The organism is Streptomyces glaucescens (genome assembly GCF_000761215.1).
Taxonomy (GTDB): domain Bacteria; phylum Actinomycetota; class Actinomycetes; order Streptomycetales; family Streptomycetaceae; genus Streptomyces; species Streptomyces glaucescens_B.
Genome location: NZ_CP009438.1, coordinates 7,028,808 through 7,046,823, shown reverse-complemented (window position 1 = coordinate 7,046,823; position 18,016 = coordinate 7,028,808). Strand labels below are relative to the sequence as shown.

The following is an 18,016-nucleotide window of genomic DNA, read 5'->3' as shown; positions in this document are numbered from 1 at the left end:
GTTCCTCCTCATGCGAAGCGGAATCGGAATGGGAGCGCTCCCAAAACCCATCGGCCCGAGACCGTACACCGGCGCGAGGACGCCCGTATAGGCATTCGACGGGAACGGTGCGACGGGAGCGCGCCCGGCGCTCGGGCCCGGCGGACCGGTGCACCGGTACACCAGGCGGCGCATCGCGCGCCGGTCACGTCCACACCCCTCATATTCCTTGACGGTCATATTCCTTGAGAGGAATACTTCACCTCATGGAACGGATCGCATCAGCGCTGGGAGACGCCGCGCGGTGGCGCATCGTCGAGCTTCTCGCCGAGCGGCCCCGCTCCGTCGGGGAACTGGCGGAGCTGGCCGGACTGCGGCAACCGCAGACCACCAAGCACCTGCAGACCCTGGCCCGCGCGGGCCTGGTCACCGTCTTCCCCCTCGGGCAGCGCCGGGTCTACGCGGTCGAGGCGGCGCCCCTCGCCGCGCTGGGGCGCCGCCTGCGGGAACTGGCCCGGACCACCGAGGCGCACGCGGGCGACCGCGATGTCATCACCCGATATCTCGCCGCCGTCGAGGCGGACTCCACGATCGCGGACCGGGAACGCTGGGCCGACGGCCGTGCCTTCACGTTCGAGCGCGTGCTGGCCGCGCCCCGGGACGTCGTCTGGCGCCACTGGACCGACCCCGGCCTGCTGGCGTCCTGGTGGGCCCCGCCGCCGCTGACGGTCACCGACTGTGTCCTGGAGCCGAGGCCCGGTGGCCGCGTCGTCCTCGACTACCGCGACCCCGAGGGGCGGTACCACGCGGAGGGCCGGGTGCACGCCGCCGCGGAAGCGGAACGCCTCGTGTTCGACCTGTCGGTGATCGAGGCCGGCACCGTGGCGTTCACCGGTCACCACGACCTGACACTCACCGACGCCGAGAGCGGCACCCGCCTGCTCCTCGTCCTGCGGATCACCGGGACGGCCGTCGACGCCGTGCCGTCCGTCGCCGGCATCGAGACCGGCTGGACCCAGGTGCTCGACAACCTCGCCGACGCCGTCGGCGCGTCCCGGCGCACCACCGCCCCATCCGACGACCGAAGGGAAGCACAGCCATGACCGACCCGACCGGGCGCAGAGTCCGCGCGAACATCAGCCTGACCCTGGACGGCCGTTACCACGGGCCCGGCGGCCCCGGTGACCTGGGCGCGATCGTCCCGTACGCGGTCACCGAGACCGCGCGGAACCATCTCGCCCGCATCCACGAGGGAGCGGGCACGGCACTGCTGGGCCGGCTCAACGCCGAAGGCTTCCTGGGGTACTGGCCCATGGTCGCCGCGGACGAGAACGCCGACCCGCGTGACCGTGCGTACGCGAAGTGGCTCGTGGACACCGAGAAGGTGGTCCTGTCGAGCACCCTCACCGAGGCTCCGTGGGAGCGCACCCGGGTGGTCGACGCCCCCGCGGCGGACGTCGTCACGGGACTCAAGGCCACCGGACGGGGCGACATCCTCGTCAACAGCAGTGCGAGCGTCATCAGGTCGCTCCTCGCCGCCGACCTGCTCGACCGGCTGTACCTGATGATCTGCCCCGAGATCACCGGCGGCGGGCAGCGGTTGTTCGAGGACGGTCTGCCGGCCTCCCGCTGGAAGCTCACCCACCAGGAGACCGGCGAACTGGGTGAGATCGCCGTGGTGTACGACCGCGTGCGCTCCCCGGCGGCGTGAGCCGCGTGGCCATGGAGAAGAAGGCGGCCTTCACGCTGCCGCGGGGCGCCACGGGTTTCTTCCGGACGGAGGACGGACCGCTACCGGAAACCGACCTCCGGGCGCTCCGGTCGGCGTTGTACGCGGCCGCCCGGGCGGCCGGCGGTCAGGTGGGCGAACTGGAGGAGCGGACGTACCCCCGCACGTTCCACACCGCGGCGGTCACCGAGGGCGCACGTGAGTGGATCATCCTGTGTCACGCCCACCATCCCTGGATCGCCTTCGCCCAGGAACGCCGGGACTGGTACACCGAGGAGTTCCGCGCACCGCCACCATGGGCCCACGCCTTCACCGACCCGGGGTTCGTGGTGCTCGATCGCACAGAGCTCACCGCGCCGCTCGCGGACATCGACACGTCGGTCCTCACCCGGGGTGAGTGGCGCGAAGTCCGCTTCTACGGCATCACCACACTGGGCGGAGTGCTCTTCAACTCATGGGACTGACGCCCGGGCGAGCGGCGAGGTCACCCGGGACGGCCCGTGCGCGTGGGCCGCGTCGAGTACGGCTCCGCACAGCCGCGTTCCGGCGGCGGAGGGCCGGAGGTGAGCGGTCCCGCCGCCGGGGGGAGGGCGGCGGGACCGACGCGCTCGGAGGGGGAAGCCGAGCCGATGCAGTGCTGTTGCCCGGGATCGGCGGCCGTATGCACGGACCGGTGAACGGCTCGACGGCCGACCGGGTGTGCCGCAGCACGCGGGAGGTGCCCGACGGCGTCGGTGGCGGTGCCATCGGTCTACGGACGGGCGTCCGTCGGTCCCGGCCCGGCGCCCGTCCGGCGGGCGTGTCGGAGCGGCCGCCGGTAGGCTGCGGCGGTGCGCACGGTCGAGCTCCTGTTGGACGCGGCGGCAGAGCTGGCGGTCCGGGAGGCCTGGCGAAGGCTCGCGGACGCGGGGCTGCCCAGCCTGGCGCGTCACCGTTCGCCGGCCAACAGCCCGCACGTCACCCTGGCCACCTGTGCGGAGCTGACCGCCCCGATCCGCTGGGAGCTCGCCGAGGTGGCCGCCGCCCTGCCGCTGCCGGTGCGGTGCGCCGGCGTGGTCCACTTCGAGCGGCCCGCCTCGGTGCTGGCCTGGGCGCTGGACCGCGACCGCGCGCTGGCCGGCTTGCAGCGCAGGGTGTGGCAAGCGGTGGCGTCGGACAGTCCGCCCGGCAGCCTCAATCCCCTCCACGAGCCCGACCGCTGGGTGCCGCACATCACCCTCGGCCGGACCAGGCGGGCCGGTGTCTTCGCCGGCCGGCGGGTCGTCGAACTGCTGCCGGCGCCGCCGCCGTCGGTCCGGCTCACGACCCTGCGCAGCTACGACACCGGGACCGGGTCCGTGGAAGTGCTGGGGCCATGGCCCTGACCGCGCCCTGACGCATAGGACAGTTCCTGACCTACACGGTGCCTACCGTCGTCATCACCAGTCGGCACCAACGGGAGGACCGCCATGACCGGGCAGACGAGCACGGCACCCCAGGGCTACACCACCGTCGCACCCTGGGTCGTCACCGACGACACGGGGGCCTTCCTCGACTTCGTGACCGAGGTGTTCGGGGGCGAGGAACTCGCCCGGGTGCCCACGGAGGACGGTTCGATCGGTCACGGCGAGATCCGGATCGGCGACACCGTCGTGCTGGCCTTCGACCGGCGCGCCGACTGGCCCGCCCTGCCGAGCCTGCTGCGCGTGTTCGTCGCCGACGCGGACGAGGCGTTCTCCCGGGCCGTCGCGGCCGGCAGCCGGGTGGTCACCGCTCTGTCGGACAACGCCTTCGGCCAGCGCGGGGGGCGTGTCAGGGACCCCTTCGGCAACATCTGGTGGGTGGTCGCACACATCGAGGACGTACCCGAGGACGAGATGTGGAGGCGGCTGAAGGACCCGGTGCACGCCGAGGGCATGCGCGTGGCCCAGGAGACGCTCGACACCGAGCTGAGCGGCCGGAGCCGGGGACGCAGCAGCGCGCCCGTCAGGACGACCGCCCCCGGCCGCTGAACGGATCGGGCCGGGCCGGTGCCGGTGACTTCTGCTCTCTCCTGGGTAGTCGACGATCACAGCCGCACGTCGATCACCGAAGGAGACGCGTCGTGGACAAGGGGAAGCAGATCACCGGTACGGCTCGGGTGGAACTCGCACGCGAGATGAAGCGGCAGTACGAACAGGGGCTGTCCATACGGGCCATCGCCGAGGCCCACGGACGGTCCTACGGTTTCGTGCACCGTGTCCTCACCGAGGCGGAGGCTCCCCTGCGCAACCGGGGCGGGGACCACCGACGGCTGGAGAAGTCCGGCCGGGCGAAGGGGTGACGGCGATCGGCCGGCCCGTCGTGGACGAAGGCCGGCCGCGACGGCGGTGAGTCATGTCCGTGCCGGTCCGGGCGCCGAGTGCGCCCGGACCGGCGCTGGTGGTTGCGGGGCGACGCCGGTGGCCCGGGGCCGGCGCCGGTGGTCCCGGACCGACGTCGGCGGTCCCGGGCCGACGCTGTGGTCCCGGGCCGACGTTGGTCGTCCCAGGCGACGCCGGTGGTCCCGGGCCGGCGTCGGGACTTCGGGGCGTCCTACGAGATCTGGGCCTTGTCGTACAGGGCCTTCGCGTCGTTGCCGAAGTACGGGCCGAACATGCGGTTCGGCAGGAACGTGTAGCCGAAGCTGTTCACAGAGACCTGCAGACCGGCGCCCGTCGACTCGCTGAAGCCGGTGAACCAGGGGCCGCCGCTCGACCCGCCGGTCATATTGCAGGCGAGGCTGTGGTCCTGGGAGAACAGGAAGTCCTTCGAGCTGTTGCCGCTGCAGTAGATCAGCTTCGAGCCGTCGTACGGCGAGGCCGCCGGGAAGCCGAAGGCGTACATCGGCTTGTTGTAGCCGCCGTTGAACTGGATGCCCTGGGCGCCGACGACCGCGGTGAGCTTCTGGCCGTTCAGCGGAGCGACGACCGCGGCCCCGACGTCGTAGTTGATGTCCTCGTTCGCCTCCCACTGCGGGGTGGTGAGCGTGGTGGTCGCGGTCCACTGGCCGTAGGGCGCGCTGCCGTTGTCGTAGGCGGGGACGAACACCCAGTTGGTGTGCCAGCTGCCCTGGTATTTGACGCAGTGGCCCGCGGTGATGACGGTGCTGGCGTTCTGGCTGGTCACGGCGTTGCCGGAGCAGGACGCGGTGCGGCCCTGGAACGTGAAGAACACCCGGCCCGACGTCTTCACGACCGCGCCGCCACCGCTCCACGCGCCCCCGGCCTGCGGGAAGGACGCGGGGGCGGCGGTGGGTGCGACGGTCGTCGTCCGCCCTTCGGCGGCCCGCGGTGCCTTCAGCCGCTGGGCGGCCCGCGGGGTCACCAGGAGATCCAGGGGTGTGGCGCCGCGCATGCGTTCGGCGGTCCAGAACGTGCGGGCCCTGTGCTGTTCGGCGGCGGGGGCGGTGCGGGCCGGTACGGAGTCTCCCGAGGGGGCCGCATCGGTGTCCGTCGCTGCCGCGGCGGCCGTTCCGGCTTCGACGAGGCCGCCGGTGAGCAGGGCTGCCAGGGCCAGCAGGATGCCTGGGGCGGTGCGATGGCGTCTCACGCATGTCTCCTTCTGCCGTGCCCCGACGTCGGTGTCCGGGCAGGGTGGGGGTACGAAGAGCGGTGCGGACAGACGTGCGTGTCGCAGCGTGCCACGGAAATTCTTGCTTGTCAGGGGCGCGTCACCACATTTTTCGCGGGAAGCGGGGCTGCGACGGCGACCGGAGCGCGCTCCGGACGGTCACGTGAACGAACCGTGGTGGGCCGGTCGTCGCGTGGCTGGACCGGCTCCCACGCGCGCGGTCCGCCGCCGCGTGGCGGAACGGGCCGCGCCTCGCCGGGACTCCGGCGTCGACGGGGCCGGGCCCGTGGCGTCGACGGGCCACACCCCGGCCGGCGCCACGGTCGGCCCGGCGCGGCCGTCGGCCCCGACGTGGCTCGACCGTCGGAACGGACGCTGCCCGGCGGTCACGCCGATCGGCTCACCCATCGACCGGGCGAGGCTCGACCATCGACGCGACTCGGCTCGACCGTCACGACCCGACGCGGCACCCCGACCCTCGGCACGGCTCCACTCGACGCCGCGACCGGGTGCTGCCCGGCCGACGGCCCGAGCCCGGCGCGGCCGCGACGGCCGTGCCCCGTCGCCGGTCCTCTCAGCCGCCCTGCTCGGCCCCGAAGTTCTGCGTCCACCACGGTCCGCCCGAGCCGTCGTGGACGCCCACGCCGATGTCCTCGAACGAGCAGTTGAGGATGTTGGCGCGGTGACCGGGGCTGTTCATCCAGGACTCCATCACCGCTTCCGGGGTCTGCTGGCCCCGCGCGATGTTCTCGCCGTAGGTGGACCACGCGTATCCCGCGGCGGTGGTGCGGCGGCCGGGATCGGCACCGTCCGGGTTGGTGTGGTCGAAGAAGCCGCGCGCCGCCATGTCCTCCGAGTGGCCCTGTGCGGCCTGGTTCAGCTGCGGATCCTCGGTGAGCGGGGCACAACCGGCGGCCGCCCGTTCCTTGTTCACCAGGGCGACGACCTGCGCGACGGTTCCGGTCGGCGCCGGCTGCGCCTGTGGAGTGGCGGATGCGCTCGGCGCCGGCCGGGGGGCGGGGGGCCGGGCGGCCGTCGGCGTGCTCTTCCCGGCGGGGCTCCGGGAAGGCGTCGCCTTCTTGGAAGGTGCCGCGGACGGCGAGGCCGGCACGGACGCGGACGGCGGCCTGAGGGCCGACGCGGACGCCTCGGCGGCGCTCGGCGCCGGGTGGTCCACCGCGTGGGCACCGGCCGTGGGCGCCGCGGTCGCCCGCTCGGGTGCGGTACCGGGGTCCGTGCCGAAGTACCACAGGCCGCCGCCGACGACACCGGACACCACCACGGCTCCGGCGACGGCGCGACGCCGGATGCGCCGACGCCGGCGTACCTGGCTGCGGGAGGGCGTCCGGCCGCCCGGGGCGGCACGGTGCCCGGCTGCCGGGACCGGGCGGCCGGGTGCCGGCGAGGATGCCGGCCGGGACGCCGAGCCGGCCGGGACCATCCCGTGGGGGGCGGCCGTCCCTGCCGCGGGGGCGAGCACCTTGTCCCAGAGGGCGGGTGCCGCCGCGACCAGGGCGAGTCCGGCCAGCAGGCCCTCCGCCGGCATCAGCCCGCTCCACAGGCCGGAGCAGCGGGAGCAGCCACGCGCGTGCCGGGCTATTCGCTTGCGCCACAGGGCCGAGGGCCGCCCGTCCCAAGGGCCCAGGAGCGCCGCCAGTTCCGCACAGCGCGGGCGTGCGTCGAGTGCGCGTACGACCACCCGGGCGGCCTCCAGCTGGGCCTTCATCCGCTGCACCCGGACCGCCGTGTGCTGGGGCGAGAGGTCGAGAGCGGTGGCGACCTCGGAGCGCGTCAGTTCACCGGCGCACTCCAGCCACCAGAGCGACAGCAGTCCCCGGTCGTCGGGTTCCAGCCAGCGGGTCGCCCGTGCGGTCTCCTGACGCTGGCCGGACAGCTGCAGCTGCACGATGGTCAGGTCCACGAAGTCGGCCCCCGGATCGGCGAGTTCCTCGGCCTCCTCGACGGCGCCCGGGGCCGCCTGCCGGTCGTGCCAGTGCGCCCTGACCTGGTTCATCGCGATGGCCACGAGCCAGGAGCGGAAGTTCTCGGGAGCGCGCAGCCCGCCCAGTGCGTCGAGTGCGCGCAGCAGGGTCTCCTGTACGACGTCGTCCACGTCGACGGAGCCGTCGAGTGCGCGCCCCACGACGTTGTAGACCAGCGGGAGGTAGGCACCGATCAGGGCATCCTGGGCCTCCGGGTCACCGCTCTGCGCAGCGGTCACCAGTGCCGCCGTCTCCCTCGTGCGCTCTGTGCTCATGGCAGGTTTCCTCGTCTTCGACGCCGGACGTTGCTGTCCGCTGCATGGGAGATCGGCCGGTGGGCCCGGGATAACAATTTTTCCGGACGCGAGCCGAGTTCGTACGCCCGTGCGAGGGACGTCACATTCCCGGACGGTGGCCGGAGCCGCACCGGTGCGCGGTCGGCCGGTGCCGTCCCGCGCAGGCCGGGAGGAAGGGAGCGGATGCCCCGATGAGCCGGGGCGGAAGGCGCCGTGCCGGCCGCGGGTGCGTGGCGGACCCCTCCGCGACGCCGGCGGCGCTCGCCCGGCCCGGCGGCATCCCCGCCCTCGGCGTCGCCCCGGGCCCCGAGCAACCGGCCGAGCCCGATGCGGCGGCGGGGAGTTCGCGCCGCCCCCGCCCGCACCGTTCACGTCAGCGGCGCCCCGTTCCCGGCGCGATTCCGGCATTGGCATGGACCTGATAGCCATCCACCGCTAGGCTCTGCCCACATCCCATGAGAGCGCTCTCAGACTGCGGTTGTTCCACCCCCACATCGCGGGAACGACGAAGGGCAGCGACTTCCATGACACGCAACAGGTACGCGCGGGCCTGCGCGGCCGCACTCCTCCTGATCGGCGGCTGGACCGCGGCCGGCGCCCTGCCCGCCGCGGCGAGCGACACCACCGGCTCGGCCGCGCCCACGGCCCCCGCCGCATCCACCGGGTCCGCGTCGGCCTCCCCGGGCCTTCTCCGGGCGATGCAGCGGGAATTCGGGCTCACCCGCGCCGAGGCGGAGGCGCGCCTCACCGCGGAGCGCCGTGCCACCGAGCTGGCACAGGAGGCCCGTCGGACGGCGGGAGCCGCCTACGGCGGCGCCTGGTTCGAGGCGGAGAGCGGGAAACTCGTCGTCGCGGTCACCTCGGACGCCGACGCCTCGGCGGTCCGCGCCCTGCGCTCGGCCGGTGCGGGCGTACGCGTCGTGGAGCACAGCGCACGCCTGCTGGACACGGTGAAGTCGCGCATCGACCGCCTGAAGGCCCCCGCCGGAGTGAGCAGTTGGTCGGTCGATCCGGTCGCCAACACCGTGGCGGTGAACGTGGTCCACGGCCAGCGGTCCGCCCCCGACGTCCGCCGGTTCGTCGCCGAGGCCCGCGAGGCCGGACCGGTCACCGTGCGCACCGTACGAGCGGCCGCGCGGACCTTCGCGGCGGGCACCGTGGGCGGTGACCCCTACTACACCGGCAACGTCCGCTGCTCGATCGGCTTCTCGGTCCACGGCGGCTTCGTCACCGCCGGGCACTGCGGCGGCACCGGCTCGGCGGTCAGGGGCTGGGACGGCTCCCACATCGGCACCTTCCAGGGTTCCTCGTTCCCGGAGAACGACTACGCGTGGGTCAACGTGGGCAGCGGCTGGTGGACGGTGCCCGTCGTGCTCGGCTGGGGCACCATCCCGGACCGACTGGTGCGCGGCTCGGCCGAGGCGCCGATCGGCGCCTCCGTCTGCCGCTCGGGCTCGACGACCCACTGGCACTGCGGCACCGTCCTGGCCAAGAACGAAACCGTCAACTACAGCCAGGGCGCGGTGCGTCAGATGACGAAGACGAGCGTGTGCGCCGAGCCGGGCGATTCGGGCGGCTCCTTCATCAGCGGCGACCAGGCGCAGGGCGTCACCTCCGGCGGCTGGGGCAACTGCTCCGGCGGGGGCGAGACGTGGTTCCAGCCGGTCAACGAGATCCTCAGCCGTTACGGCCTCACGCTGCACACGGCCTGAGCGGACGGCGCGGAGCGAGCGGGCCCGCCGGGCGACCGGCGCGGCCCGCTCCTTCCGTGCGCCGCGACGGCGTGCCGCGCAGGCAATAGTTACCAGCCCGTAACTTGCTCAGGTGTTACCAGCAGTAACCAAGCAGTGCTAGTTTCCGGTTCACTTTCCTGCAGCAGAGCGAGGAGTGAACCGTGAGCCGTATCGGCACCGTGCTGACGACCGCCGTCGTCACCACCGCCTGTGTCTGCGCGTCCGCCCCGCCCGCCGCCGCGAGCGACCCCGTGGTGTCCCGGGGCGTGACCATCCCCGCCTTCTACACCCCGCCCGCCGGACTGCCCGCGGGAAACGGCACCTTGGTCCGGCACGAGCCTCTGCCTCTCGGCCTCGCACTGCCCGGTCTCGACGGCCGCCCGCTCCCCGGCACGGCCACCCGCCTGATGTACACGTCCACCGACTCGGGCGGCGAGCGGGTCGCGGTCACCGGCGCCTACATCGAGCCGTCCGCGGCATGGAAGGGCGACGGCCCCCGCCCCCTGGTCGTGGTGGGCTCGGGCACCATGGGCCAGGGCGACCAGTGCGCGCCGTCGTTCTCCCTCCAGCACCCGCTGCTCCTCAACGGCCAGACCCTGTCCGTCGGTTATGAGATCCTCGCGGTCTACCGCCTGCTGGCCACGGGCGCGGCCGTCGTCGTCACGGACTACGTCGGCCTCGGCGCCACCGACCGGCTGCACACCTACGTGAACCGCCTCGACCAGGGGCACGCCATGCTGGACGCGGCACGCGCCGCCCGCTCCGTGCCGGGCGCGTCCGTCACGGCCGGCTCCCGGGTCGGCCTGTACGGCTACAGCCAGGGCGGCGGCGCGAGTGCCGCCGCGGCCGAACTCCAGCGAACGTACGCGCCCGACGTGCCGCTCGCCGGCACCTACAGCGGCGCGCCGCCCGCCGACCTGACGGAGGTCATGAAGGGCATCGACGGCAGCGCGCTGGCGGGCGCCCTGGGCTGGTCGATCAACGGGTTCGCCCAGGCGGAGCCGGACCTGCGCGAGGTGGTGGAGGCCAACGTCAACGCGACGGGACGGGCCGCGCTGAAGGACATCGCGACCACCTGCGTGGGCGACGCGATCCTCCGCTACGGCTTCACCAAGAGCACGAAGTGGACGTCGAGCGGGAAGTCCCTCGCCGAGGTCCTCGCGGGTGAGCCCCGCGCCCAGGCGGTGCTCGACAAGCAGCGCCTCGGCGCCCTCACCCCCACGGGCCCGGTCCGGCTGGCCACCGGCGTCCAGGACGACATCGTCCCCCACGCCCAGTCCCGCCGGCTGGCGGTGGACTGGTGCCGCAGGGGCGGTGACGTCACCTACAAGCCCGTCCTCCTGCCCGATCTCGGCGACAAGATCCTCACCAACCACCTGGCGCCGCTCATCACCGACCAGGACGACGCGGTGTCCTGGCTGACCGACCGCCTCGCCGGGAAACCCGCCGGCTCCAACTGCCGCACGCTGCCCGTGCAGCCCTGACCCGCCGGTCAGGGCTGCCGGGGAGCCGGGTTGCCGCGCGGAGTGAGGGTGGCGTTGGGGAGGGCGGGCGCCGGGAGGCGGTCGCCCGGGTAGCCCTCGACCCGGCCGAAGCGGTCCGACGCGTCCTGCCACTCCTGGCGGGCGCGGACGATGTCGTCGTGCGAGCGGCCGATGAAGTTCCACCACATGACGATCTCCTCCCCGAAGGGCGGACCGCCGAGGAGCACCAGGCGCGCTGTGCCCGTCCCCTCGTTGGCGAGGGTGAGCACCGTGCGCCCGGGTGCGGTGTAGCCCAGCTCGGCCGGTTCCAGGGCGGTGCCGTCCAGGCGGACGTCGCCGGTGTCCACGAGCAGCCCGTGCTCGAAGTCCGGGTCGACGTCGAGGGTCAGCGTCGCACCGGGGTCGACGGACAGCTCGGCGCCGAGCAGCGGGGTGAAGGTGCGGACCGGCGAGGTGTCGCCGGCGAGCGTGCCCAGGAAGACGCGGGCGCTGCCGCCGTCCAGCGGCACCGGCGCGGGGGCGTAGTGCTGGAAGTCCCGGGCGGCATCGCGGTGTTCGCCGGGCAGGGCCACCCAGAGCTGGACCCCGTGCAGGACGGTCGTGCCGGGGGTCGACACCTCCGAGTGGCTGATGCCGTGGCCGCCGGTCATGAGGTTCAGTTCGCCGGGGCGGACGAAGGCGTGGCTGCCCAGGCTGTCGCGGTGCTCGATCTCCCCGCTGAAGAGCCAGCTGACCGTCTGCAGACCGGTGTGCGGATGGGGGGCGACGTCCATGCCACCGGTGGCGGAGACGTCGTCGGGGCCGTAGTGGTCGGCGAAGCACCACGCCCCGATGAGGGTGCGGGCCCGCTGGGGCAGGGTCCGTCGCACGGACATGGCGCGAGGGCCGCCCAGCGGGACCTGCCGTGCGGTGAGCACGTCGACGGCGGAGGAGGTGTCCCCGCCGGACGGACCCCCGCACTTCACCTCGGCGGGACGCACTTCGGTGTTACTCACTGTCCCGGCCTTCCCCGCGAGGGAACGTTCGACTTTCAACATCCACTCGTCGATCATAGGACCCTCAGCGAGTGATCGCCCGGCGAAGGAGCACATGTGACGGACACGGCAGCGGCGGGACCGGGCAACCGGGTCCACATCGACAAGCAGCACCCCGACGCGTACCGCGCGCTGACCGCCACGGCGCAGACCGTGAGGGAGGCGGCCGCCGCGGCCGGACTGGACCGGATCCTCGTCGAACTGGTCAACCTGCGCGTGTCCCAGATCAACACCTGCGCCTACTGCCTCGACCTGCACACCCGCGCCGCGCTGCGGGCGGGCGACACCACCCGGCGGCTGGGCGTGCTGGCCGCCTGGCGCGACACCGACCTGTTCACCCCCAGGGAGCGGGCCGCGCTCGCCCTGGCGGAGGCCACCACCCACCCCGCGGACGCGGGCGCCCAGAGCGCGGCGTACGACGAGGCCAGGTCCGCGCTGTCCGGCGAAGAGATCTCCGCGGTCGTCTGGGCCGCCGTCACCATGAACGCCTTCAACCGCGTCTCGATCATGAGCAAGCACCCCGTCCGGGACGGCGAGTCGCGCACGAGCCGGCAGCGATGAGTCCCACGCCCGCGGTCGTCCGCCGGCGGCCGGCGACCGTGGGCGTCAAGGCGCGCGGAGGCGTCAGTCACCGGTCGAGTGGTTTGGGATGCCCGTCTGCGTGAAGGCGCCTCCCGGGTGCGGTTCGTACGCCAAGAGTGGTGCGCCATGAGCACACACGACGTCACGAGCGGGGAGCGGCGCGCGGCCGGTACCTCGCCCGACAGCCCGCTCCCCGCACGCCGCACCCTGGTCACCGCCGCCGGAGCCTCCGTGCTGGCCGCCGGACTCACCGCCGCCGCCACCGCTCCCGCGACCGCGCTCAGCCCCGCCACCGCACCCTCCACCGCACCGGCCGCCACCCCGCCCGGAGTCGGCGACGACGCCTACATCACGGTCGCGCGCGCCATCGTCGTCCACGACGAGCACGACGAGCCCCTCGTCCCGCGCTACCTGGAGGTCGTCAAGCACGGACTGCCGCCCAGCCGCGGCAGGGCGACCAAGAGGGTGCTGGTCGTCGGGGCCGGGCCCGCGGGGCTGCTCGCCGCCGACCTGCTGAACCGGGCGGGCCACGACGTCGTCGTGATCGAGGCCAACGGCAACCGGGTCGGGGGGCGTATCAAGACGTTCCGCAAGGGCGGTCACGAGAACGGGGCCCAGCCCTTCGCCGATCCCAGGCAGTACGCGGAGGGCGGGGCGATGCGACTGCCCGAGAGCCATCCGCTGCTCATGGCACTGCTCGACAAGTTCGACCTGCCGCGCCAGGAGTTCCTCCTGGTGGACGTGGACGTCGACAACCCCGCCCAGCGCGCCAACCGCACCTGGATCCACGTCAACGGCGTCCATGTGCGCCGGGCCGACTACGAGAAGAACCCCGAGAGGGTCAACGACACCTTCGGCGTCACCGGGCCGAACCGCACGAAGACCGCCTCCGCCATCCTCGCGGAGGCCCTCGAACCCGCGCACCGGCTCATCCGCGGCAAGGAGGGGGCGGCCCTCGTCGAGGGGTGGGTGGACGTACTGAAGAGATACGGCCACTGGTCCATGTACCGGTACCTGACCGAGGTCGCCGGGCTGGACACGAGGACCGTCGACCTGGTCGGCACCATCCAGAACCTCACCTCCCGCATGCACCTGTCGTTCCTGCACAGCTTCCTGTCGAGCGCGCTGATCGACCCGAAGACCCGGTTCTGGGAGATCAAGGGCGGCACCGCGTCGCTCGTCGACGCGCTGTACGCGCCCGTGAAGGGCAGGGTGCGGCTCGACCGGCGGGCCGTGCGCGTCGAACGCGGCGGCGGCAAGGTGAGGGTGCACACGGTCTCCGAGGACTGCCAGACCGGCCACGGTGGGGTCACGGAGGTCTTCGAGGGCGACGAGGCGATCATCACCGTGCCCTTCTCCGGGCTGCGCCACGTGGCCTTCGACCCTCCGCTCGGCTACGGCAAGCGCCGGGCCGTCACGGAACTGCACTACGACGCGGCGACCAAGGTGCTGCTGGAGTTCTCGCAGCGCTGGTGGGAGTTCACCGAGGAGCAGTGGGAGCACGCGCTGGACTCCATCGAGGACGGCCTCTACGACAAGTACCGTGCGGGCCGGGTCTCCGACGGCAGGTACCTCGGCGCGCACCCGTCCGTCAAGGCCCTGGGGGTGACGGTCCCCGACGCGTACAAGAGCTGCTTCGCCGCCTTCCGCCCCGCCGCCGTCGACGATCCGGAGGCGGCCCGGGTCCGCGGCGGCGGCTCGGTCAGCGACAACGCCAACCGCTTCATGTACTTCGAGCACGCCCACCCGATGGAGGGCAGCGACGGAGGAGTGCTGCTCGCCTCCTACAGCTGGGCCGACGACGCCCTCAAGTGGGACGCGTACGCCGACGAGGAGCGGTACCTGCGGGCCCTCGCCGGAGTGCAGGCCGTCTTCGGCCGCCGCTGCGAGGTCTTCTTCACCACCAAGTGCAAGACCCAGTCGTGGATGCGCGACCACTACGCCTACGGTGAGGCGTCCGTGCTGTTCCCCGGCCAGCACACGGAGCTGTTCCCCGACATCCCGACCTCCGAGGGGCCGCTGCACTTCGCGGGTGATCACACCTCCGTCAAGCCGGCCTGGATCGAAGGCGCCCTGGAGTCCGCCGTCCGGACGGCCCTGAAGGTGCACACCGGCTGACGACCGCGGCGGGTCTCCCGGTGCTCCTCCCCCGCCTTCCGGGAGGCCCCACCGGGAGCCCCGCCCGTCCCGTCCGGCGCCGGCCCGCCTCGCGGGGCCGCCCCGCTCGGCTCCCCCGCGCGGGACGTCCGCGCGACAACGCCGTCGTTTGCCGTCCGCGCGGGTGGGGACCCGGCCGGGCATGAGCGCTACACCTCACCGCCGCCGTGTGCGGCAGAACCGGGCCCTGCGGATGCTCGACCGGCTGGAGGGTGATCCGCGGGCCGACCGCCTGATCGACACGATGAGGAGCGCGGTCCGGGCCCTGCCGCTGGGGCCCGGCCGGGACGCGCTGCACGGCCGGTGGCTGGGGCACCCGGTGCACCCGCTGCTGGTGCAGGTGCCGATCGGCACCTGGATGTCCGCGGCGGTCCTGGACCTGCGGCCGGGCCGGTCCCGCGAGGCGGGCCTGCTGATCGGTGTCGGGCTGGCCGCCGCCGTGCCCGCGGCGCTCGCGGGCGCGGTCGACTGGGCGGACCTGCACAGCCGGCAGGCGCGGGTCGGCCTGGTGCACGCGCTGAGCAACGCCGCCTCCCTGGGGCTGTACGCCGCCTCGCTCACCTGCCGGGCGAAGGGCCGCCACGCGGCGGGGCGGACGCTGGGCTTCCTGGGGCTGACGGCAGTGGGGTTCGGCGGGGCGCTGGGCGGGCATCTGGCCTACCGCCAGGCGGCCGGCGCCAATCACGCCGAGGAGGTGCCCCAGGTGGTCCGGGAGGGCTGGCACCGGATCGGGGCCGTGGACGAGTTCCCGCCCGGCGAGGCCGTGCGGCGCAGCGTGGACGACGTGCCGCTGCTGGTGGTCAACGAGGACGGCACGACGGTGCACGTCCTGGCCGAGCGGTGCAGTCACCTCGCCGGGCCGCTGGCCGAGGGCACCGTCGCCGACGGCTGTGTGGAGTGCCCGTGGCACGGCAGTGTCTTCCGGCTCTCGGACGGCCTCAACGTACGCGGCCCCGCGACCGCGCCGCAGCCCGCCTTCGACTCCCGGATCGTCGACGGCCACGTCGAGGTGCGCCTGCGCCGGGACGACCGGGAGGCCCTGGCCGCCCGGGACCGTGATGCGCGGGTGACGGGTTCCGCCGGGGAGTGATCGGGGCAGCGCAGGGTGGGTACCCGGGCAGCGCTCGGGGACTTGCGCCTCGGAGGTGAAAGGAATGACAACCCATCCCCACTCGTCCATGGAGACCCACCCGGACATCGTCGACATGCGCGCGCGCCATGAGATGGCCGAGCGTGCGACGGCCACGCCGCGAGCCCAGGCCGTCGAGACGATGGCGCTCCTGACCGGTCTCTACCTGGCGGCGTCGCCGTGGATCGCGGGATTCAACGGCCTGTCCAGGCTGGCTGTCACCAACCTGATCGTCGGCATCGCGTACGCGCTGCTGATGAGCGGTGGCTTCGGCCGTGCCTACGAGCGCACGCACAGCATGGCGTGGGCCGCCTGTGCCCTGGGCGCGTGGACCATCATCGCCCCCTGGGTCGTGGCCGGTGACGTCAGCACCACCAGGAGCGTCGTCAACAACATCATCACGGGTGCGCTCGCCCTGCTTCTGGCGCTCGCCGCCAGCGCCGCGGCTCGTCAGCCGCGTTCCACCGGGTCGGACCGCATGAGGTGACGGCCCCGCGGAGCGGTCGCGCCACGCGGCCGCTTCCCCTTGCCCGGACCGTGACCGCCCCGGCCTCCGCGCGTGCGCCGCACGGGGGACGGGGCTTCCTCATGGCCTCACCCGGCCGGCGCCACCGCCGGCCTCCTCCAGCAGTGCCCTGGTGAAGCGTGCCAGCTCCAGCGGTGCCCCGTGGTTCAGCGCGTGCCCGGCGCCGGGCACCGAGGCCGGGCGGCCGTCGGGGAGCAGGGAAGCGATCTCCTCGGCCCAGGCGCGCGGCACGATGGGGTCCCTGGTGCCGCGGGCCACGACGACCGGGGTGCGCAGGTGGTGGAGTTTGTGTTCGACGGGATCGTGCAGCGCATGGCGGTAGGTGCGCCAGGCACGGCGGATCCCGCACTGGGCGTAGCTGGTCAGCAGGGCCGGCGCGAGTGACGGGCGCTCCCGCAGGGCGTCCCGCAGCAGCCGTGCCACCTGGACCGGGGTGGAGCGGGCGGCGCGGTCGAACGTCGGGCCGATGAGGACGGCGGGGCCGACGAGTTCGGGTGCGTGCACGGCCAGGTCGACGACGACCTGGCAGCCGAGCGAGTTGGCGACGAGCAGCGCGGGGTGCCGTCCGGTGGCCCGCAGCCAGTCGGCCAGCGCCCGTGACAGCCCGCGGACGTCCAGGGCGCGCCGGGGACCGGGGGTGCGGCCGAAACCGGGCAGGTCCGGGGCGACGGTCCGGGCGTGCGGGGACAGGGCCCGGGCGAACGGCAGCCAGTAGCGGTGGGAGCAGCCGAGTCCGTGGATGCACACCACCTCGGGGGCGCCGGGCGGCCCCAGCACGGCGGCGTGGACCCGGGTGCCCGCGGCGGCCGTGAACTCGTGCGCGTCCCAGCCGCTCAAGGCGTGCGGACCCGCCGTGCCGCGCCGGCCGCCGCGGCCGCGAGCACGGTGGCGGCGGCGAGCCCGCGCACGGCGGTGCGACGGCGCCCGCCCCATCCGCCGTGCGTGGCGCCCTGGCCGGCGGCGGGAACGTGGAGGTTGCCGCGGCCGGGCGGAGCGGGTTCCTTCCGGGACAGGTGCGTACGGTCGACGTGCCGGGCCATCGTCCGTTCCACCAGTCCCGGCGAGATCCGGGACTGCAGGACCAGCGACCGGCCCATCGGTCCCACCACGACTTCGCGGCGGGGTGCGCGGACCAGGCGCACGATGGCCCGGGCCACCCGCTCGGGACTGTAGACCGGTGGCATGGCCACCGGTCTGCGTCCCGTGTAGTTGGCGGCGTGCTGGAACAGCGGCGTGTCGATGGTGGCCGGCAGCACCGTGCAGACGTGCAGGTGCGCGGCCTTGCCGAGCCGCAGCTCCTGGCGCAGGCTCGCGCTCAGCGCGCGGATCGCGTGCTTGGACATGCCGTAGGCGTGGGTGTACGGCTGGCTCACGACGCCCACGATGGAGGAGACGTTCACCAGCGTGCCCCGGTCCTGTTCGCGCATCACCCGCAGGGCGGCGCGGGCCCCGTGCACGTACCCCATGACGTTGACGTCCAGGACCCTGCGGAAGTCCTCCAGGGGCACTTCCCCGAACGGGCCGAAGACGTTCACGGCGGCCGCGTTGACCCAGACGTCGACGCGGCCGAAGCGCTGCACCGCGCGCCGGGCCAGCTCGTCGACGGCGGCGGCGTCCGTCACGTCGGTCGGGACGACGAGCGCCTCCGCCCGGCGGTGGCGCTCGCACGCGCGCCGCACCGTCTCCAGCGCCTCGGCCCGGCGTGCCGCCAGCACCACGGCGCAGCCCTTGCGGGCGAAGGCGAGGGCGGTGGCCCGCCCGATGCCGCTGGAGGCACCCGTGATCACGACCACGGAATCACGCACACGCATACCG

At 73.7% G+C, this 18,016-nt stretch carries 17 protein-coding genes; 12 read left to right on the top strand and 5 right to left on the bottom strand.

The window, feature by feature from the left end:
- Positions 1-245: 245 nt before the first annotated feature.
- The 6 genes from SGLAU_RS30500 (at position 246) to SGLAU_RS30475 (ending at position 4,010) form a co-directional block, all read left to right on the top strand.
- Positions 246-1,082 (top strand): metalloregulator ArsR/SmtB family transcription factor, encoded by an 837-nt coding sequence (locus SGLAU_RS30500; protein ID WP_052413966.1) that lies wholly within the window; start codon positions 246-248, stop codon positions 1,080-1,082.
- A complete protein-coding gene (locus SGLAU_RS30495; RefSeq protein ID WP_043505802.1) occupies positions 1,079-1,690 on the top strand; it encodes a dihydrofolate reductase family protein in 612 nt (203 codons plus the stop codon). The genes SGLAU_RS30500 and SGLAU_RS30495 overlap by 4 nt, the downstream gene beginning before the upstream one ends.
- Positions 1,687-2,172, top strand: a complete 486-nt coding sequence (locus tag SGLAU_RS30490; RefSeq protein WP_318536229.1) for a hypothetical protein — start codon at positions 1,687-1,689, stop codon at positions 2,170-2,172. Before SGLAU_RS30495 ends, SGLAU_RS30490 begins: the two co-directional genes overlap by 4 nt.
- Before the next feature lie 366 nt (positions 2,173-2,538).
- Complete coding sequence (locus tag SGLAU_RS30485; protein WP_043505799.1) at positions 2,539-3,072, top strand: 2'-5' RNA ligase family protein; 534 nt, start codon at positions 2,539-2,541, stop codon at positions 3,070-3,072.
- 84 nt (positions 3,073-3,156) lie between these two features.
- Positions 3,157-3,699 (top strand): VOC family protein, encoded by a 543-nt coding sequence (locus SGLAU_RS30480; protein ID WP_043505798.1) that lies wholly within the window; start codon positions 3,157-3,159, stop codon positions 3,697-3,699.
- Positions 3,700-3,791: 92 nt separating this feature from the next.
- Entirely contained in the window at positions 3,792-4,010 is a 219-nt protein-coding gene (locus tag SGLAU_RS30475; RefSeq protein ID WP_043505797.1) for a helix-turn-helix domain-containing protein, read from the top strand.
- Positions 4,011-4,261: 251 nt separating this feature from the next.
- Here the strand turns inward: SGLAU_RS30475 and SGLAU_RS30470 are convergent, their stop codons facing one another.
- Together SGLAU_RS30470 and SGLAU_RS30465 are read right to left on the bottom strand one after the other, a co-directional pair.
- A complete protein-coding gene (locus tag SGLAU_RS30470) occupies positions 4,262-5,257 on the bottom strand; it encodes a trypsin-like serine peptidase (RefSeq protein WP_043505796.1) in 996 nt (331 codons plus the stop codon).
- Positions 5,258-5,852: 595 nt separating this feature from the next.
- The gene (locus SGLAU_RS30465; RefSeq protein ID WP_043505795.1) at positions 5,853-7,535 is read right to left on the bottom strand and encodes a sigma-70 family RNA polymerase sigma factor; all 1,683 of its coding nucleotides are present in this window, start codon (positions 7,533-7,535) and stop codon (positions 5,853-5,855) included.
- 545 nt (positions 7,536-8,080) lie between these two features.
- Between SGLAU_RS30465 and SGLAU_RS30460 the strand changes: the two genes are divergently transcribed.
- Together SGLAU_RS30460 and SGLAU_RS30455 are read left to right on the top strand one after the other, a co-directional pair.
- Positions 8,081-9,268, top strand: a complete 1,188-nt coding sequence (locus SGLAU_RS30460; protein ID WP_043505794.1) for a S1 family peptidase — start codon at positions 8,081-8,083, stop codon at positions 9,266-9,268.
- A 182-nt stretch (positions 9,269-9,450) separates the two neighbouring features.
- On the top strand, positions 9,451-10,773 hold the full coding sequence (locus SGLAU_RS30455; protein ID WP_043505793.1) for a lipase family protein: 1,323 nt from the start codon (positions 9,451-9,453) through the stop codon (positions 10,771-10,773).
- 8 nt (positions 10,774-10,781) lie between these two features.
- Here SGLAU_RS30455 and SGLAU_RS30450 read toward each other — a convergent pair whose 3' ends face one another.
- Positions 10,782-11,768 carry a pirin family protein gene (locus SGLAU_RS30450; protein ID WP_043507251.1) on the bottom strand — a complete coding sequence of 329 codons (987 nt, stop codon included), beginning with the start codon at positions 11,766-11,768 and terminating at the stop codon, positions 10,782-10,784.
- Positions 11,769-11,864: 96 nt separating this feature from the next.
- Between SGLAU_RS30450 and SGLAU_RS30445 the strand changes: the two genes are divergently transcribed.
- The 4 genes from SGLAU_RS30445 (at position 11,865) to SGLAU_RS30430 (ending at position 16,162) form a co-directional block, all read left to right on the top strand.
- Positions 11,865-12,368 carry a carboxymuconolactone decarboxylase family protein gene (locus tag SGLAU_RS30445; RefSeq protein ID WP_043505791.1) on the top strand — a complete coding sequence of 168 codons (504 nt, stop codon included), beginning with the start codon at positions 11,865-11,867 and terminating at the stop codon, positions 12,366-12,368.
- A 147-nt stretch (positions 12,369-12,515) separates the two neighbouring features.
- The gene (locus SGLAU_RS30440) at positions 12,516-14,507 is read left to right on the top strand and encodes a flavin monoamine oxidase family protein (protein WP_043505790.1); all 1,992 of its coding nucleotides are present in this window, start codon (positions 12,516-12,518) and stop codon (positions 14,505-14,507) included.
- A 181-nt stretch (positions 14,508-14,688) separates the two neighbouring features.
- Positions 14,689-15,636 (top strand): Rieske 2Fe-2S domain-containing protein, encoded by a 948-nt coding sequence (locus SGLAU_RS30435; protein WP_208868964.1) that lies wholly within the window; start codon positions 14,689-14,691, stop codon positions 15,634-15,636.
- Between the two features lie 64 nt (positions 15,637-15,700).
- On the top strand, positions 15,701-16,162 hold the full coding sequence (locus SGLAU_RS30430; RefSeq protein ID WP_208868963.1) for an SPW repeat protein: 462 nt from the start codon (positions 15,701-15,703) through the stop codon (positions 16,160-16,162).
- A 99-nt stretch (positions 16,163-16,261) separates the two neighbouring features.
- On the opposite strand, the gene SGLAU_RS30425 is transcribed toward SGLAU_RS30430, so the two are convergent.
- Both SGLAU_RS30425 and SGLAU_RS30420 read right to left on the bottom strand, forming a co-directional pair.
- The gene (locus SGLAU_RS30425) at positions 16,262-17,038 is read right to left on the bottom strand and encodes an alpha/beta fold hydrolase (RefSeq protein WP_043505786.1); all 777 of its coding nucleotides are present in this window, start codon (positions 17,036-17,038) and stop codon (positions 16,262-16,264) included.
- The gene (locus SGLAU_RS30420; protein ID WP_043505785.1) at positions 17,035-18,012 is read right to left on the bottom strand and encodes an SDR family oxidoreductase; all 978 of its coding nucleotides are present in this window, start codon (positions 18,010-18,012) and stop codon (positions 17,035-17,037) included. The genes SGLAU_RS30425 and SGLAU_RS30420 overlap by 4 nt, the downstream gene beginning before the upstream one ends.
- Between the last annotated feature and the right edge of the window lie 4 nt (positions 18,013-18,016).

Bases quoted from the DNA above. Each gene is read 5' to 3' on its own strand.
- SGLAU_RS30435 (WP_208868964.1), top strand. From the start codon at position 14,689: ATGAGCGCTACACCTCACCGCCGCCGTGTGCGGCAGAACCGGGCCCTG.
- SGLAU_RS30430 (WP_208868963.1), top strand. From the start codon at position 15,701: ATGACAACCCATCCCCACTCGTCCATGGAGACCCACCCGGACATCGTC.
- SGLAU_RS30480 (WP_043505798.1), top strand. From the start codon at position 3,157: ATGACCGGGCAGACGAGCACGGCACCCCAGGGCTACACCACCGTCGCA.
- SGLAU_RS30420 (WP_043505785.1), bottom strand. From the start codon at position 18,012: ATGCGTGTGCGTGATTCCGTGGTCGTGATCACGGGTGCCTCCAGCGGC.
- SGLAU_RS30440 (WP_043505790.1), top strand. From the start codon at position 12,516: ATGAGCACACACGACGTCACGAGCGGGGAGCGGCGCGCGGCCGGTACC.
- SGLAU_RS30465 (WP_043505795.1), bottom strand. From the start codon at position 7,535: ATGAGCACAGAGCGCACGAGGGAGACGGCGGCACTGGTGACCGCTGCG.
- SGLAU_RS30495 (WP_043505802.1), top strand. From the start codon at position 1,079: ATGACCGACCCGACCGGGCGCAGAGTCCGCGCGAACATCAGCCTGACC.
- SGLAU_RS30500 (WP_052413966.1), top strand. From the start codon at position 246: ATGGAACGGATCGCATCAGCGCTGGGAGACGCCGCGCGGTGGCGCATC.
- SGLAU_RS30460 (WP_043505794.1), top strand. From the start codon at position 8,081: ATGACACGCAACAGGTACGCGCGGGCCTGCGCGGCCGCACTCCTCCTG.